The sequence below is a fragment of the Dactylosporangium sp. NPDC049742 genome (assembly GCF_040674675.1).
GTDB classification, from domain to species: Bacteria; Actinomycetota; Actinomycetes; order Mycobacteriales; family Micromonosporaceae; genus Dactylosporangium; species Dactylosporangium maewongense.
The window spans coordinates 100,517-116,401 of record NZ_JBFANF010000011.1 but is presented as its reverse complement, the minus strand read 5'-3'; the positions used below and the strand labels follow the sequence as shown (position 1 = coordinate 116,401).

Sequence of the window (15,885 nt, the reverse complement as noted above, 5' to 3'; positions counted from 1 at the left end):
CGTGCTGGTTCTGCTCTGCGCGGCGTTCCCGGCGCAGGCGTTCCGGCTGACCCTGTCCGGAGTGCTCGGCGGCACCGGCGCTCGCGGCGCGGCGCGGCGCGGACTCGACCCGGCCGTGCGCGGGCAGCTGGTGTTCGCCGTGGCGCTGATGGCCATGGCGGCGCTGGTCGCCACGCTCGCACCGATGCGGTGGGACCTGTCCTCGCCCGTCGATTGGCGCTGGTACGCCGCCGCGGTGGCGTTCGGGTGCCTCGCCCCGGTGCTGGAATGGGCCGCCGGCGCCGCATGGCTGGCGGTCCGGCACCGGCGACTGGCCGGCATCGCGCTGCACCGGCTCGCGGGCGGCGGATCGGTCTGGGTGGTGCTGGCCGCGGTCGGCGTCGCCGCTGCCGAGGAGGTGCTGTTCCGGGGCGTGGGACTACACCTGCTGGGAGTCGTCCTGGGCTGGCCGGCCGCCGCGGCGCTGTTGGTCACCGCCGTCGTGTACGGCCTCAACCACCTCTACTTCGGCGCCATGACCGTCGCGCAGAAGACCTTGACCGGCATCGGGCTCGGCCTGCTGTACCTGCTGGGAGGCGACAACGTGCTCGTGCCGATGGTGGCGCACGCGGTGCAGAACGTGGTCGTGCTCACCGTGCTGCGGCGCCGGGAGCCCTCGTGACCCGCGACGCGGCGGTGTTCGCCGCCGTCGCTGTCGCGGCGACCGCGGCCTGGCTCGCGCTGTACCGGCTGCCCTTCCGGCGCAACCGTACCCGCCAACGGGTACGCCTGGCCGTCGCCAGCCGCACGGGGCTGCCAGGCCGATACGTGTTCCCGATCCTGGGCACCCTGGTGTATCTGGCCGGCGGCGTCCTTGCGTCGATCCTCGTGATGTACTGGGGCGGCCTCGACCTGGCCGCCCTGCTCGCCTGGCACGTCACCCCGCACGATGTCGGCCTGCTGGTGCTGACCGCCGCCGGCGCCAGCGCGCTGACCGCATTCGCCATGTCCATGCTCTATGCCGTGCGACCCCGCACCGACGTGCCCGGCGCGGTCACCGGCGTCCGCTGGATCACCGAGATCCTGGCGCTACCCCGGGCATGGCGGTACATCGTCCCGGCGACCAGCGCCGCCGTCGAGGAGTTCTACTTCCGCGGTGTCTTCCTCGGCGGCCTGCTGGCCAGCGACACACCGGTGTGGGCCGCCATCGCGATCAGCGGCGCGACCTTCACCGTCGGCCAGGTACTGCTGACCGAGACGGCCCTGCAGGCCACCGTGCTCGCGCTGTCCAGTGTGGTGCTCGCGGTGGTGTGCGGGCTGCTGGTGATCGTCGAGGGCAGCGTTCTCCCGGCGATCGCGGTGCATGCCTCGTTCGCCGCCTACTACACCCAGACCAGCGCGCGCCGGGTCGCTCCCGTCGCGGCCGCAGTGCCCCGATGAGGAGGCCGACAACGGTGAGTCAAGACGCAGAAGCAAGCGCCGCCGAGCCATTCGTCGACGCCCGGAACATCACCGTCCGCTACGGCGACCTGGTCGCCGTCGACGGTGTCGACCTGAGCGCCGACAAGGGCCAGGTCGTGGGCCTGATCGGCCCCAACGGCTCCGGCAAGACGTCGTTGCTGGAGTGCATCGAAGGGCTGCGGAAACCGGCCACGGGCACGATCCGCGTCGGCGGCTTCGACCCGGCCACCGACCGTACGCGGATGACCCGCATCGCCGGCATCCAGCTCCAGCAGCTCGTCTACCCGCCCCGCGCCACGGTCGAGGAGATCTGCCGGCTCTTCGCGTCGTTCTACCCCGACCCGGCCGATCACATCGAGCTGCTCGAGCTGTTCGGCCTGAGCGAGCAGCGGCGCAGCCAGGTCGTCAAACTGTCAGGCGGGCAGCAGCAGCGGCTGTCACTGATTCTGGCGCTGCTGAACAACCCGCAGGTGGTCTTCCTCGACGAGCTGACCAACGGCCTGGACCCGGCCGCCCGGCGCATGGTCTGGGACGAACTGCGCCGCCGCAACGGCAACGGCCTCACCATCGTGATCACCTCGCATCACATGGAGGAGGTCGAGTACCTCTGCGACCGGGTCAACGTGCTGCTCAAGGGCCGCATCGTAGCCACCGGCACACCCACCGAGCTGATCCGGGACCACGCCGGCGACTCGGCCCGGCTCGTGCTCGACGGCGCCGGCGGCAACCGGAAGCTGGCCGAAAGCCTCACCGGGCTGGGTTCCGGAGTGCGGGTGGAGCCGGCCGGGCAGCGGCTGATGCTCGAGGTCCAACCGGCGCGCCGCGGGGACGTCGACCGGGTCCTGACCGAACACGGCACCACCGCGCGGGAGCTGCCGGCCTCGCTGGACGACGCGTACCTGAACCTGACCGGGCAGGCCGCCGGAACGGCCTCGAGTGAAGCGGACAACGTCGATGTTTCCTAGCGTGCTGGCGTTCGAGTCGAGGCGAATGCTGCGCAACTTCCCGCCGCTGTTCTTCGGCCTCGTGTTCCCGGTCATGGTGCTGGGCGTCTTCGGCGGCATCTACGGCAACAAGCCGTCCGACCTGTGGGACGGCCTCGGCACCGTCGACGTGTCCGTGCCCGCCTACGTCGGCCTCGTCCTCGCCGTCGCCGGGCTGATGAGCTTCCCGCTGGGCATGGTCGAGTACCGCTCCCGCGGGTTTCTGCGCCGGCTGCGGGGCACCCCCGCCCGGCCGACCGTCTTCCTCACCGCACAGCTGCTGATCAACATCGTCATCTGCGTGCTGGGCATCGCCCTGCTCGTCGTCGTCGGCTCGCTCGTGTTCGGTCTGCACGCGCCCGAGCGGACGTTCGCGTTCGCCGGTCTGGCGCTGCTTTCCGGCGCCGCCATGTTCGGCATCGGCCTGCTGATCGCCTCCATCGCCAGAAGCGAGCAGACGGCCCTGGTCATCGCCAACCTGGTGTACTTCCCGATGATTTTCCTGACGGGTGCCACCGTCCCGCTCGAGCTGATGCCCGACTGGATGCGCAAGATCAGCGACGCCCTCCCGTTGACGTACGCGATCGACGCGCTGCAATGGGCGTGGCTGGACCGGGGCGACTCCATCGGCGTCGATGTCGCGGTGCTGGGTGGCACCGTCGTGGTCTGCGCCGCCGGCGCCGCCTGGCTGTTCCGCTGGGAATGAACCCCCTCGTCGACCGGACCGTGCAGGCCACCGCGTACGCAGCGGCGGCCTGCCGGGCCGCGGAGAGCCGCCTTCCGCGCCCCCGGGTGTCGGACCCGCTCGCCGAGCTGTTCACGCCGACCGCTGCGGCGGCGCCGATCGCGCGGCTCGCCGACGCCGGGCGGGACGAGGTTGTCGCCCGTACCGTCCTCATCGACCGCATGCTCGTCGATGCGCTCGAGCGACGGCCGGGGGCCGCGGTGGTGAACTTCGGGGCCGGCTTCTGCACGCGGCCGTACCGGATGCGACTGCCCGGATGCCGCGAGCTGGTCGAGGCCGACGACCCCGCCGTCGTCGAGCTGAAGGACCGGACCCTGCACGGCCGGCCGCACAGTTGCCCGGTACGGCGGGTCGGCCTGGACGTCCGCGACGAGACCGCGGTGAGCGCCGTGGTGGACGAGACGGGACGATCCGGCGACGTGATCGTGCTCACCGAGGGTCTGCTGGTGTACCTGCCGGCCGGAGCAGTCACGGCGCTGGCGGCCACGCTCGCGAGCCGGACCGGCGCCGCGCACTGGATCGCCGACATCGTCAGCGCGGACTCCGCCATGCAGATGCAGACCCTTGCCCAGCGCGTCCCCGGTGGGCTGGCGCTCTTCGGGCTGGACTCGCTGACGCCGCTGGAGGAACCGGGCTGGCGGGTCGTGGCCTACCGGGCCCTGCCGGTGCCGCGACCCCGGTACGGCGCCTCCAGCCGCTCGCTCGTCGACGGTGTGGTCGCCCTCGAACCTCGCCGCGGCGGCTGAGTCCGGCGCTGGAGCAGCTCGCGTGGCTCGGGGAGCTCGGGCGTCAGGCTCGATCCTCACTCCGTGGCGGCGCGCATCCGGTTGTTGCGGGCGTCGTGCGTCAGCTCGACCCCGTGCCGTCATGTCCGGGCCGGGATGGCCTCCGTGGCAGCCGATGCCGCGATGCTGTCAACGTATTGAGTAGTCGGTCCGAACAGTGATGATGTGTGGCTTCTTCCAGCTAGCGGGCCTTGGCAGGGCAGTGCCCCTTGCGTAACGTCATGGGTCGCTTGGTCCGGTTCATGCTCACAGCAGGTGACGCCGGACAGGCTCGCTGAGTCGTGCACGCACGAGCCGGGGACCCACCGCATGTCTGGGGTGAATCCGCATGGCTGTGCATCGCGTGTCGTCGCACGTCATGCCCGTATCGATCGCCCTGCTCCGGGCTGCTGGAGACTCGTTGTGAACCTTGAATCCGTACACCCGCAGTCCCACCGCGCCGGGGATGTCCGCCGGCCGCGGATGGCGGTGACCATGTGCGTGATGCTCGCCGCGGCGGCCGTGGCCGGCATCGTGCTCAGTCAGCTCGGCGATCCGCCGTCTGCGCGCACCGCAGCGGCGGGCGCGGCGCTGACCACGACACCACCGAAGGCCGACGGGGCGGCGCCGTCCGCGCCGACGACGATGCTCCTCAAGTACCAGTTCCAGCTGCAGCCGAACTACTACTTCTGCGGGCCGGCGGCCACCCGGATCGCGCTCACGGCAGCCGGCCACGCCGTCAGTCAGGACGAGGCCGCGACCATGCTGGGCACCACCACCAACGGGACGAACTCGGCCCTCGACACCACCCGCGTACTCAACCAGGTGCTCGGGCACGGCCGCACGCTGTACCAGACCAGAGAGATCCCGGTCTACCCGGCAACGCCCGCGCAGGCAGCGCAGCTTCAGACCGACGTGCTGACCACGGTCGGCGGCGGACGGGCAATCGTGGCGAACATCGCCGGACACGTGACCGACACCGCCGGTGCCGTGCACGCCTACGAAGGCGGTCACTACCTGACGGTCGTCGGATACCGTGACGGCGGCGGCACGGTGAAGATCGCCGACCCGGCCAACCCGAGCGGGGACGGCACCTACTGGCTGAGCACTCCCAAGCTGGCCGACTGGATCTCCTCGCGTGGCTACTCGTATTGATTCCCGGCATCACCGATCAACTGATGGTGGCAGGGCGGCGTCGTGGCGGCCGGCCGTCGTGGGCTCAGTCCTGGCGTCCAGTGTCCTGTTCGTGGTCACGATGTGGGTGTCCGGTGGCGGTCTGCACGGCCTCGGCTCGCTGGCCGTCGGCGCTACGTCCATCGGCCGGCTGACCGGGCTGGTCTCGGCCGATCTGCTGCTCATCCAGGTGCTGCTGATGGCTCGGGTGCCGGTCCTGGAACGCGCCTACGGCCAGGACCGGCTGGCCCGCTGGCACCGGTGGATCGGGTTCACCTCGTTCAACCTGATGCTCGCCCACCTCGTGCTGATCACCGTTGGCTACGCGCGAACCCTCCACCTGTCCCTGTTGCGCCAGGCTTGGGAGCTGGTTGCCAACTACCCGGGGATTCTGCTGGCGGTCGTGGGAACCGCGGCGCTGGTCCTGGCCACCGTCACCTCGATCCGGGCGGCGCGGCGCCGGCTGCGCTACGAGTCGTGGCACCTACTGCACCTGTACGCCTATCCCGGCGTGGGCCTTGCCCTGCCACACCAGTTGTGGACCGGCGCGGACTTCCTCGCCGCGCCGTTGGCCCGGCTGTATTGGTGGAGCGCCTACGGGGCCTGCGCCGGCGCGGTGCTCGTCTGCCGGCTCGGGCTGCCCGCCTGGCGCACACTGCGGCACCGTATCGAGGTCGACCACGTCGTGGCCGAGGCGCCCGGGGTGTACTCGATCCATCTGCGCGGGCGGCGCCTGCAGCAGCTGCCGGTCCGTGCCGGCCAGTTCTTCCAGTGGCGGTTCCTGTCCGGCTCGGGCTGGAGCCGCGCCCACCCGTACTCGCTGTCCGCTCAACCGGGCCGGGACCGGCTGCGCATCACAGTGAAGGCGGACGGCGACGGCGGCCGTGCCGTGGCCGGGCTGCGGCCCGGCACGAGGGCGGTCATCGAGGGCCCGTACGGCCGCCTCACCGCCGAACGGCGCACCACCCGTCGTGTCACGATGATCGCCGCCGGCGTGGGCGTCACCCCGCTGCGAGCGCTGCTGGAAGAGCTGCCCTACGCCGCGGGCGAGGCGACGCTGCTCTACCGCGCCAGAACCGAACCAGAGGTCCTGTTCCGCGCCGAGCTCGACGATCTCGCCGCCACCCGCGGCGTGAACGTGCGGTACCTGGTGGGCGCCCGCGCCGAGGACGGATCGTGGCTGCCGGCCGGATGGTCCAGCGCGTCCACCCTGGACGAGCTGGTTCCCGGCGTCCGGTATCACGACGTGTTCGTCTGCGGTCCGGATACGTGGATGCAGGCGGTGGTCCGCGCCGCCCAGCAGGCGGGGGTGCGCGCCGGCCGCATCCACCTCGAACGCTTCGCCTGGTAGCTCGGCTCGAAGGAGACGTTCCGCGTGCACAGAATCTCGCTCTGGCTGGCCGGCACGGCCGCGATGATCGTGCTGGTGTTCACGTATCGGACCTCAACCATGGGGCCGGTCCGCCCGGTGCCCGCAGCCGCGGCGCCGGGCAGCGACACGTCGGGAATTGCGGCATCACCGGCACCGCAGCACGCCGATGCGACCACGGACCCCGGCACCCCGTCGCAGGCCCCGGATGCCACTGCGGCCCCGCCTGCGCCCAGCCCCGGCACCGTGACCCGGTCCGGCGCAGTCCTCGTCGTCAACGGCCCGGCCGTCGGCACCATCTGGGGACCGGTCCAGGTCCAGGTCCGCATCGACAACGCCACCATCACCGATGTCACCGTCCTGCAGGCCCCCGGCGGATTCTCCCGCGAACTCACCGCGCTCGCGGTTCCGCGGCTGCGCGCACAGGCCCTGACGTCGCAGAGCGCCCGCATCGACGCGGTGTCCGGCGCAACCCAGACCAGCGAGAGCTACCGCACGTCGCTGCAGGCCGCGCTTGACACCGCCCAGTTCCGGGCGTGATGCGCCGATGTGGTCCTGGTCCGCGATGACCTGGCCACCCTGCCGGCGGTGTCCTGGGTGAGTTCCCGGTCGGTGGTGTGGAGCTCGCATAACGCCACCCGGTTCGGGAAGCATGCCGTGGATGCCCGGGAGTGTGGGATGCGCCGAGTCCGGCCGTGGACCGGATCGCAGCTCCGAGGTCACGCCGTCCGGGCGATGACGCCCGCGTTCGGTTTGACCGCATCACAGGGGTAGCCGCTCAGGGCGATGCAGCTCACCACACCGAGTCGAAAGAGTCTGTGCGCCATGAAGTACTACACCCGAGTCAGCGCCGTGCTGGTGGGCGTCGCCCTCACTGCGACCGTCACGCTCACCGCCTGCAGCGACACCGCAAGCGGTGGCGGTAGTCCCACGGCAACGAACAACGGCAGCGTCAGTGTCAGCGTCAACCCGACCTTCAACAACGTCGACGCGGTGTTCGTCCGGATGATGATCCCGCACCACGAGCAAGCCGTGGAGATGGCCGCCCTCGCCGAGAAGAAGGCAACCGATCCGGACGTCAAACAACTCGCCGCCAAGATCAGTACCGGGCAGAAGGCGGAGATCGCAACGATGAAGGGCTGGCTGGTCGCCTGGGGCCAGCCGACCACGATGCCGAGCTGCCCCGAGATGCATTGCATGCCGAGCAACATGATGCCGAATGGAGCATCGCCGAACGGCATGATGCCGAGCGGGATGATGCCCAGCGGGATGCCGACGATGCCGGGCATGATGTCGAGCGCAGACATGGCAAAGCTGAAGGCGGCGACCGGCACCGACTTCGACAAGCTGTTTCTCCAGATGATGATCGCTCACCACCAGGGAGCGGTCATGATGGCCCAGGCGGAGCTGGCCCATGGAACCAACCCGGACGCCAAGGCTCTCGCCGGCCGTATCGTGAAGACACAGCAGGCCGAGATCGCTGCGATGCAGCAGATGGCCGGCCAGTCGCATTCATGAACACGCTGCGCGGACAAGACGCGGCGCCCCGGCCGGACTGGAGCATCGCGGCGTAGCCGTCGCGGCCGGTACCGAACCGGCCCTGGGTCAGGACCTTCTCCGAGCTCGTCCGGCCCGGACCAGTGACCTGAGGCCCAGATGACGGGACGTTTGTCCATGCCCGTGCCCGATAGCCGCGGGCACGATAGAGGTAGGGCGGCATGAAGGGCCGTCATGAAACGCCAACCCTGGGGTCTGTACGCAATCGCGGCGGCGATCGGACCACAAGCTCACGGCCAGCAGGCAGTCCGGCCGCTGGACGGAGGAGATCACGATGATGTACTGGGGCAACGGCATGGGCGGCTGGGGCATCGTCCTCATGACCGTGAGCAACCTGCTGTTCTGGGGCCTGGTGATCGCCGGCATCGTGCTGCTCGTTCGCGGCGTGGGTCGCGGCGGCCAGGTCGATACGTCGAGCGGCCAACGATCCACACCGCAGCAGGTACTGGCCGACCGGTTCGCCCGTGGCGAGATCGATGAAGACGAGTACACCCGCCGGCTGCAGGTCCTGAGCGGCGCTCACACCCATGGACCCGGAGGCTGACGTGGACACCGGCGCCGCCTACGGGCAGTGGCCACTGTTCATCCTCAACACCGCGGTGCTCGCGGCCAGCTCTTCCATCCGCGCATCGGCCGGGACCGGCGGGCGAAGGGCGCGTCCACCGCGTCCCTCGTCCCGCTGTTCACCGAGCTGTACGGCATCCCGCTGACCATCTACCTGCTGTCAGGCCGGCACGGCTCGAAGATCGGGTTCCCGCCGCGGTGACCGACCATCCCGACGCTGTTCATCTTCCCGATCCTGGTCTTCGTCTGCACCCGGAACGCCGGTCGGACGTCCCGGCTCGTGATGCGCGTGCGGGGCGTGGTGCTGCGCACTTTGATCCGTAGGCTCAGGGTTCGAGTCCCTGGCGACCCACGTCGTTCCGAGTTCTGCCTGATCAGCCAGTCCGGCAACGCAACAGAGCCCCACAGGGCATACCCGATCAGTACGAACGTGGGCCCCGGGAGAGATTCCGGGGCCCACGTCGTCATGTATTCCACGCTCACTCGGATTGTGACCCAGCTGTTCGCTGGCGGGAGCCGTCAGTCCGACCGGGCGCGGGCGTGGATGCTCCCACTAGAACAGCGCGGTCACCGGCGACCCGAGTACAGCTGCGCCACGTGGTCGGCGCTGAGCTCGTAGCCGTACAGGCGGAAGTCGTCGATCAGACCGTCGAACCGGGGGTCGCCCCAGCTCGTCCCGCCGATGAAGTTGGCCGTGGTGTTGCCGCCCACGCCCACGTTGCCGATGCCGATGGGGAAGTTGGTACGGGTGCCCTGGAGCACGCCATTGAAGTAGATCTTGCCGGTCGAGCCGTTCATCGTGAACACCACATGGGTCCACTGGTTGAGCGGCAGGTCGCGGCCGGAACCGAGCGTGAGGCGCTCCTGTGCCGGGTTTCCGGCCGCCTTGAAGGTGGCGCCGAAGCCGGTGGTTCCGCTGTTCGTGCCAGACTGGAGCAGGAAGAACGTGTCCGTGCTGCTGCCGATCTGCAGCAGCGGCACCCAGTTCGGGAGGGTGTCCGGACGCGCCCAGAAGGACACGGCGAACTGGTTGGTCAGTCCGGACTGGATGTTGTCGGGCAGCTTGACCTGGTTGCCCGAGTTCGCGGCGCCGCCCGGCAGCGACACCGCGCTGCCGGACCGGCCGGCTGCCCAGGACGTCGTGCCCTGCAGCGTGGCCGCACCGACCGACGTCTTCGTGCCCGAGTTCCCGGCGGCGGTGCCGGTGTTCTCGTTGAAGGTGTAGCGGACGGCGTTGCCTTCGTTGTACACCGCCGTCACCGCCGGAGCGCTCAGTGCGGACGTGTACACCCGTACGTCGTCGATCAGACCGTCGAACGGGGCGTCGCCGTACCCGTTGCGGCCCAGCCAGTTGTTGGCCGTCGGGCCGATGGCGGTCATGTCGACGGTCAGGTTGGTACGGCTCGCGATCGCCACGCCGTTGAGGTACAGCGTGCCGGTCGAGCCCTGACGGGTGAAGGCCACGTGGTTCCACTGGTTGGCCACCACGTCCCGGACAGGACTGGCATAGACCCGCTCCTCGGGACCGGTCTTCGCCTTGAACGTGGCGGCGAGTCCGGTGTTGCCGCTTGCCTGGGTCTGCATCTGGATGTGGAAGTAGCTCCCGGCGGAGCCGAGCCCGTCGCCGATGTGGAACATGCTGGTCCAGTTGTTCTTGGTGTCGGGGCGCACCCAGAACGCGGTGGTGAAGTTCGGCGCGTTCTGCAGCAGGTTGTCCGGCAGGTCGACCGCGTTGGCGGTGCTGCCACCGGGCAGGTTGACCGCCTTGCCGAGGATGCCGTTGGTCGACCAGCCGGTGGTGCCGGTCAGGACGGCCGCGCCGACCGAGCCGACGGTGCCGGTGTTGGCGCCCGTGGTGCCCGAGCCTTCCTCGAACTCGTAGCGGATCGGGACACCGGCGACCGGCGGCGGCGGCGAGCAGTCGGCGCTCAGCAGCCCGGCGGCGTAGGCGAGGCCGTTCTTCATCTGGGCACGCATGTACGGTTCGCTGTAGGCGGTGCCCTCGTGGCCCATGGAGGTGTACCAGGAGCGGCCGGAGTCGATCTTCTGGCACCAGGTGAGCGGGTGCGGGGAGCCGTTGGCGCCGCCGCCGTAGGACGACTCGTCGGCCTCGATCAGGGTGCGGACGTTGGGTGCGGGGTTGACCACCCAGTCGTACCACTCGTCGCTGCGGGTGATCGAAGCGGTCACGCCCTGGACCAGCGGGTGGCTGGCGTCCGAGACGAACACGCGACCGGGGCGAACGCCGGGGTTCTCCGGGTGCCCCTCGGAGACGGCGCCGACGAGGCGGTAGTAGAACGGGTTGACGTCGTGCTCGCTCTGACCGACCGACCATCCGGCGTAGTGCATGCCCATGTAGCCGCCGCCACCGCGGATGTAGGCCTCGAGCGCCGAGCGCTGCGCCGCGTCGAACAGCACGCCACCGGTTTGCGCGAAGACCACAGTGTCCTTGGTGGCGAGGTTCGCGGTGGTGAACGCCGCCGGGTCGTCGGTCTCCTGGATGTCCACCGGCTGGTTGTACTGCGTGCCGAGCTGGGTGGCCAGGTCACGCACGGCCTGCCGGGCCTGCACGTTGGAGGCGTGGAAGTTGGTCTTGTAGAACAGCAGCACGGTGAGCCGGCCGTCGTCGGCCGGAGCCGCCAGCGCGCCGGCGTTGGCAGCAGCGGTCGCCGCCGATCCGGCGAGCATGACCGACGCGACGGCCGCCGCAGCGAGCGGGGCGAACACTCGCCCCCGCCATCGATCGGCATGTGCGAAGAGCGGAACCGGGGAGGACCAGCGGGGCACTTTCATGAGACATCCCTTGGGGTTCGGCATGGCGGATACCACCACCAGTAGGACTGAACGTGAACACTTCTTAACACAAAAGCGCGAACTGCGTCTATATACTCGAACCGAAATCTATTGAGTTCTCATATGTGAACAGGTGCAGGTGCAGAACTTGAAGATCACACCGCGGCTGGACATTGTGAGGTTGAGGACCGCTAGCGTTGGCGAGGTGACCGGGACGCTGCTGTTCATCGTCGGGCCGCCGGCCGTGGGGAAGATGACCGTGGGCGAGCAGATCGCCGGCCGGACCGGCCTGCGGCTGTTCCACAACCACATGGCGATCGAGCCGGTGCATCGGTTCTTCCCGTTCGGTAGTCCGCCGTTCGGGCGGCTGATCGACCGGTTCCGTCGCGACCTGATCGAAGAGGTGGCGGCCAGCGATCTGCCCGGACTGATCTTCACCCTCGTCTGGGCGTTCGACCTTCCCGACGATGAGGTGGCAGTGGATGGCTTCGCGGAGCCGTTCAGACGGCGCGGCGGCCGGGTCCTCTTCCTTGAGCTCGAGGCCAGCCAGGAGGAACGGCTCCGGCGGAATCGCGGCGCGTCACGCCTGGCGGAGAAGCCGTCCAAGCGGGATGTCGCCTTCTCGGAGCGCAACCTGCTCGAACTGGATCAGCAGTACCGCCTCGGCTCGGGAGGCCGGTTCGACGACCGTACCGACTACCTGCGCATCGACAACACCAGGCGCAGTCCCGCCGAGGTGGCCGACATGACCATCACGCATTTCGGCATCGCTCCGCAGCCGTGCTCGCAGGGCTACCAGACAGCCGATGGTCCACCGGTCGCAGCGTCCGCCGCATCTCGATTGCACCGGGGCCCGAGCACTTGATCGGACGCCCGCACATGCCGCTGCTGTCCGTGAGTGGCGTGTCTGGCTGAACAGCAGGGTCTTCCTGCGGCGCTCCAGCGGGCGCCAGCCCCGGCCACCGATTGCCGAACGGTGCCGTGACAGCCGACCGCTCCGATGCGCTGAGCACTACAAGCCCACTGAGACGACCAGAGCCACTGGCCTCGCCCGGTATCCGCTGCTGCCGATGTGCGGGCACACAACGAGTCGATCGATCTCTATGCTGAGCGGCATGTCGAATCCAGGGGTCGCCGGTGTCACCGTTCTGCTGTGGGCGCTCGGCTGCGTGTCGCTCTACCTCGTTGTTCGGGCGGCAGTGCGCGCAGGCATCGAGGACGCCTGGAAGCGCCGCGCACTACGCGAGAACACGAAGCCGTAGCTGTACGCATCTGCCGCGTGGCGGCGGTCCCCAGCCGGCGAGCTCCGGCGGCGACCGTCGACCCGAGGTCGAACCGGGGCCACGCACGGGCCGGCAGCCCACCCCGGAGCCAGCCCGGGCACGGGCGCGGCGGCTGGAACATGCACCAGTTCGAGCCCGGCACCATCCTCGCAGCCTCCGCGGGCGCTGCCGCCGCTGGACGCCCGTGCCCCGGCATCGACAAGAGGCGCGCTCAGCCCGTGTACAGGATCGCGTCGACCTCGATGTCGAATCCGACGAGCGGCACCGGGATCGTCGTGCGGACCGGTAGGTTGTCAGGGCCGAAGAACTCGGCGTAGATCGCGTTCATCGCCGGGAAGTCGGTGAAGTCCCGCAGGTACACGCCGACCCGAACGGCCTGGTCGAGTGACGCCCCGCAGGCGGCGGCGACGGCGGCCAGGTTCCGGAAGGCGGCCCGGGCCTGCTCCTCGAACGGGCCGGTCACCCGTGTCCCGTCCGGCAGTGCCGGGATGGCCCCGGCGAGGTAGACGGTGTCACCGGCGACGACGGCGTGCGAATACGGCCCGCCGGGTGGTGCGGCCTGGTCGGTCATGACGGTCCGCTTGGGCATGGTGGCAACCTTTCAGTGGTGGCGTGGGAACTGTTCGGCGAGGTCGTCAGGGCCGACGAGTGGGGTGTTCAGCAGCGCGCGCAGCCCGTCGGCGCGCGCCGACAGCGCCGAGCGCTGGGCGGCTGTCAGCGGCACCCAGGGCGGCGGGTCGGCGGGCAGTCGGGCGGGCAGGCGCCGGCCCGCGACGTAGGTGGCCTCGTTGACGAGCCGGACGGGGGACGTGCGCCGCTGCTGGTGGGCGTCGACGACGGTGAACGGCTCTTCGCGGACGTCCCACATGGCGAGGTCCGCGGGCGCGCCGACGGTGAGGGTCCCGCCGGGCAGGCCGAGGGCGGCGGCGGGCCGGCTCGTCGCCGCGGCCACCACCTCGGCGAGGGGGAGGCCGGCGGCGAGGAGTTTCGCCATCGTCGTCGGCAGGTCGAACACCGGGCCGTACAGCGACCGCGCGTGCAGGTCGGTGGAGACGCTGAACGGTACGAGCCCCGCGGCGAGCTGTGCCTCGAGGACGTCGAACGCGAAGCCGCCCGAGCCGTGCCCGACGTCGAACCGCACACCTCGTCGATAGGCGTCCACAAGGGACGGACGTACCACCGCATCCCCTGCAGCGATGGCACTGGCGCAGTGGGTGACGAGGTCGCCGGGGCGCAGCAGGTCGAGGACCTCGTCGACGGAGGGCGGGCCGGCGCCGATGTGCGCCATCAGCGGCACCCCGCACGCGTCGGCGACCCGCAGGCCCCGGCGGAGCGGCTCGATGCCGTTGCGGCCGACGGTCTCCCGGTCGATGCGCACCTTGATGCCGACGACGAGGTCGCGGTTGGCGGTGACGGTCTCGACGGCGAGGTCGACGTCGCACGAGTTGATGTCCTTGCTCTCGCCGGTGCGGCCGGTGAGGCCGACGGCGGCGATGTTGAGCAGCACGGGCACCCGCACGGTCATCCCGCGCACCGCTTGTCGCAGCCCGTCCAAGGTGTACGCGCCGGCCGAGCCCGCGTCGACCCATGTGGTCACCCCGGAGTACCAGGCGATGGGGTCGGGGTCGATGCCCCAGTAGGTGGCGCCGGGGTGGACGTGGGTGTGCAGGTCGATCAGGCCGGGGGTGACGAGCTGGCCGCGGACGTCGACGACCGTGCGGGCGCCGTCGCGCGGCAGGTCCGGCCCGATCGCGGCGATCCGTCCATCGTGGACGGCGACGTCGAAGGTGCCGGAGGGTTCGAGCAGAGTGCCGCCGGTCAGCAGGAGGTCACTCGCCATCGGTGGCCATCGCCTCGTTGATCGTCAGCCGGTAGAGCGTGGTGGGGCGGCCCTTCGGGGTGGCCTGGGCGCTGCCTTCGGCGGTGACGAGGTTGTGCTCGCCGAGCTTGCGGATGAGCCGCCGGCCGCTGGGGTCGGTGATGCCCAGCGAGCTGGCCAGGTCGCTGGGGGAGATCGGCCGGCCGTTGAGGGTGCGGTCGAGCGCGGCGAGCCGCGACAGTGTCGCCGGGCTCAGGCCGATGCCGCGGGCGAGGCTCTCGAGGCCGTCGCTGTGGCCGCGGTAGGTGAACGTGAGCGGCGTCCCGGCGCTGCCCATCGGCCCGATGACGACGCCGCTGTCCTCGACGAGGTACGCGACCGGCGAACCGTCCTGCTCGGCGCGGGCGGCGGCCCGTTCGGCGAGGGCGACGCACGTGCGGGCGCTGGCGCCGACCCCGAACCCGGCGACGACCCGCACGCCGAGGGTCTCCTGGGCGCGGGCGAGGACCGGCAGGCTCACCCAGTTGCCGGTGAGGGTCTCGAACAGCGCCCGGTGCGCGAAGACGACGACGCCGCGCCGGTCGCGGTTCTCGATCCAGCCGTCGGCGAGCTCGGGGGTGTTGAGCAGCAGGTTCATCAGGCCGATGCGGGCCCGGTCGAGGTTGGGGGAGTGGTTGGCGATGAGGAACACCCCGGCGGCGAACCGCAGCTCGCTGGCCCGTTTCGACTGGATGCGCAGCGCCAGCTCGTGCAGCTCGGCGCGGAGTGTGGCGAGGCCCGTGATGCCGCTGAGGACCGGCAGCTCGCCGTCGAGGGCGGCCATCACGCCGGTGCGGACGCTGATCGTGTACGCGCTGCCGGACCTGGCCCGGAACGCGCGGTGGAACTCGACGATCTCCTCGACGGACTGTTCGGGTTCGAACGGCAGACACGCGACGTCGGCGCGGTTGAGGCCGAGGGCGTGGGCGACGTCGTCGACGGTCTCCTGGGTGAACGTGTCGATGCTGACCGGGGTCGCCGGCAGTCCGCGGATGAGCGCCCGGCACCAGGCGAGCGCCAGGTCGAGCCCGGCGGAGCGGGTGATGGCGACGGTCAGGCCGTCGGGGAGCACGTCGCGGCATCTGGCATAGGGCACCGGGCCGAGCAGCAGGCCGTCGACGGTGCGGCGCTCCAGCAGCGCGCGGACGCCGGCTCGGATCTGGCCCTCGTGCTCGTAGACCACCCATTCGAGGGCGACGCCCGTCAGCGTGCGGGCCGCGTCCTCGAACAGGCCGCGGTGGCTCGCGTGCACGACGAGCCCGATCACCATCGGCACCGGCACTGGCGGGTCCTTCCGTTATGCTCCGGCGCTATACGAGCCGGTTCGTAAGTAGCTCGTTGAAGCTTGCGGGTTCC

The 15,885-nt window shown here is 70.4% G+C and carries 17 protein-coding genes; 13 read left to right on the top strand and 4 right to left on the bottom strand.

Annotated features, from left to right (window positions below):
• The first annotated feature begins 1 nt into the window (after position 1).
• The 11 genes from AB0J72_RS16780 to AB0J72_RS16730 all read left to right on the top strand — a co-directional run bounded on the left by AB0J72_RS16780 (position 2) and on the right by AB0J72_RS16730 (position 8,797).
• A complete protein-coding gene (locus AB0J72_RS16780; protein ID WP_363399546.1) occupies positions 2–661 on the top strand; it encodes a CPBP family glutamic-type intramembrane protease in 660 nt (219 codons plus the stop codon).
• Complete coding sequence (locus AB0J72_RS16775; RefSeq protein ID WP_363399544.1) at positions 658–1,419, top strand: CPBP family glutamic-type intramembrane protease; 762 nt, start codon at positions 658–660, stop codon at positions 1,417–1,419. The genes AB0J72_RS16780 and AB0J72_RS16775 overlap by 4 nt, the downstream gene beginning before the upstream one ends.
• Before the next feature lie 14 nt (positions 1,420–1,433).
• Positions 1,434–2,405 (top strand): ABC transporter ATP-binding protein, encoded by a 972-nt coding sequence (locus AB0J72_RS16770; RefSeq protein ID WP_363399541.1) that lies wholly within the window; start codon positions 1,434–1,436, stop codon positions 2,403–2,405.
• Position 2,406: 1 nt separating this feature from the next.
• Positions 2,407–3,129 carry an ABC transporter permease gene (locus tag AB0J72_RS16765; protein ID WP_363399539.1) on the top strand — a complete coding sequence of 241 codons (723 nt, stop codon included), beginning with the start codon at positions 2,407–2,409 and terminating at the stop codon, positions 3,127–3,129.
• Positions 3,126–3,914 (top strand): class I SAM-dependent methyltransferase, encoded by a 789-nt coding sequence (locus AB0J72_RS16760; protein ID WP_363399537.1) that lies wholly within the window; start codon positions 3,126–3,128, stop codon positions 3,912–3,914. Before AB0J72_RS16765 ends, AB0J72_RS16760 begins: the two co-directional genes overlap by 4 nt.
• Positions 3,915–4,262: 348 nt before the next feature.
• On the top strand, positions 4,263–5,087 hold the full coding sequence (locus AB0J72_RS16755; protein ID WP_363399535.1) for a C39 family peptidase: 825 nt from the start codon (positions 4,263–4,265) through the stop codon (positions 5,085–5,087).
• A 100-nt stretch (positions 5,088–5,187) separates the two neighbouring features.
• The gene (locus AB0J72_RS16750; RefSeq protein WP_363399711.1) at positions 5,188–6,456 is read left to right on the top strand and encodes a ferredoxin reductase family protein; all 1,269 of its coding nucleotides are present in this window, start codon (positions 5,188–5,190) and stop codon (positions 6,454–6,456) included.
• A gap of 24 nt (positions 6,457–6,480) precedes the next feature.
• On the top strand, positions 6,481–7,014 hold the full coding sequence (locus tag AB0J72_RS16745) for an FMN-binding protein (protein ID WP_363399533.1): 534 nt from the start codon (positions 6,481–6,483) through the stop codon (positions 7,012–7,014).
• Positions 7,015–7,299: 285 nt separating this feature from the next.
• Positions 7,300–7,992, top strand: a complete 693-nt coding sequence (locus tag AB0J72_RS16740) for a DUF305 domain-containing protein (protein ID WP_363399531.1) — start codon at positions 7,300–7,302, stop codon at positions 7,990–7,992.
• Positions 7,993–8,305: 313 nt separating this feature from the next.
• A complete protein-coding gene (locus AB0J72_RS16735; protein ID WP_363399529.1) occupies positions 8,306–8,575 on the top strand; it encodes an SHOCT domain-containing protein in 270 nt (89 codons plus the stop codon).
• Between the two features lie 27 nt (positions 8,576–8,602).
• Positions 8,603–8,797, top strand: coding sequence for a hypothetical protein (locus AB0J72_RS16730; protein WP_363399527.1), 195 nt, complete (start codon positions 8,603–8,605; stop codon positions 8,795–8,797).
• A gap of 365 nt (positions 8,798–9,162) precedes the next feature.
• Here AB0J72_RS16730 and AB0J72_RS16725 read toward each other — a convergent pair whose 3' ends face one another.
• Complete coding sequence (locus AB0J72_RS16725; RefSeq protein ID WP_363399525.1) at positions 9,163–11,322, bottom strand: LamG-like jellyroll fold domain-containing protein; 2,160 nt, start codon at positions 11,320–11,322, stop codon at positions 9,163–9,165.
• A 271-nt stretch (positions 11,323–11,593) separates the two neighbouring features.
• On the opposite strand from AB0J72_RS16725, the gene AB0J72_RS16720 reads away from it, so the two are divergent.
• Together AB0J72_RS16720 and AB0J72_RS16715 are read left to right on the top strand one after the other, a co-directional pair.
• Entirely contained in the window at positions 11,594–12,253 is a 660-nt protein-coding gene (locus AB0J72_RS16720) for an AAA family ATPase (RefSeq protein ID WP_363399523.1), read from the top strand.
• Positions 12,254–12,503: 250 nt separating this feature from the next.
• Positions 12,504–12,650 (top strand): hypothetical protein, encoded by a 147-nt coding sequence (locus tag AB0J72_RS16715; protein WP_363399521.1) that lies wholly within the window; start codon positions 12,504–12,506, stop codon positions 12,648–12,650.
• 232 nt (positions 12,651–12,882) lie between these two features.
• On the opposite strand, the gene AB0J72_RS16710 is transcribed toward AB0J72_RS16715, so the two are convergent.
• From AB0J72_RS16710 to AB0J72_RS16700, 3 genes are read right to left on the bottom strand one after another with little or no spacing between them, the layout of a single operon-like run.
• The gene (locus AB0J72_RS16710) at positions 12,883–13,260 is read right to left on the bottom strand and encodes a RidA family protein (protein ID WP_363399519.1); all 378 of its coding nucleotides are present in this window, start codon (positions 13,258–13,260) and stop codon (positions 12,883–12,885) included.
• A 12-nt stretch (positions 13,261–13,272) separates the two neighbouring features.
• Entirely contained in the window at positions 13,273–14,511 is a 1,239-nt protein-coding gene (locus AB0J72_RS16705) for an amidohydrolase/deacetylase family metallohydrolase (protein WP_363399517.1), read from the bottom strand.
• Entirely contained in the window at positions 14,501–15,811 is a 1,311-nt protein-coding gene (locus AB0J72_RS16700) for a transcriptional regulator (protein WP_354896807.1), read from the bottom strand. Before AB0J72_RS16700 ends, AB0J72_RS16705 begins: the two co-directional genes overlap by 11 nt.
• Between the last annotated feature and the right edge of the window lie 74 nt (positions 15,812–15,885).

Coding starts and splice junctions, on each gene's coding strand:
- AB0J72_RS16740 (WP_363399531.1), top strand. CDS start 7,300: ATGAAGTACTACACCCGAGTCAGCGCCGTGCTGGTGGGCGTCGCCCTC.
- AB0J72_RS16735 (WP_363399529.1), top strand. CDS start 8,306: ATGATGTACTGGGGCAACGGCATGGGCGGCTGGGGCATCGTCCTCATG.
- AB0J72_RS16705 (WP_363399517.1), bottom strand. CDS start 14,511: ATGGCGAGTGACCTCCTGCTGACCGGCGGCACTCTGCTCGAACCCTCC.
- AB0J72_RS16750 (WP_363399711.1), top strand. CDS start 5,188: ATGTGGGTGTCCGGTGGCGGTCTGCACGGCCTCGGCTCGCTGGCCGTC.
- AB0J72_RS16760 (WP_363399537.1), top strand. CDS start 3,126: ATGAACCCCCTCGTCGACCGGACCGTGCAGGCCACCGCGTACGCAGCG.
- AB0J72_RS16755 (WP_363399535.1), top strand. CDS start 4,263: ATGTCTGGGGTGAATCCGCATGGCTGTGCATCGCGTGTCGTCGCACGT.
- AB0J72_RS16715 (WP_363399521.1), top strand. CDS start 12,504: ATGTCGAATCCAGGGGTCGCCGGTGTCACCGTTCTGCTGTGGGCGCTC.
- AB0J72_RS16710 (WP_363399519.1), bottom strand. CDS start 13,260: ATGCCCAAGCGGACCGTCATGACCGACCAGGCCGCACCACCCGGCGGG.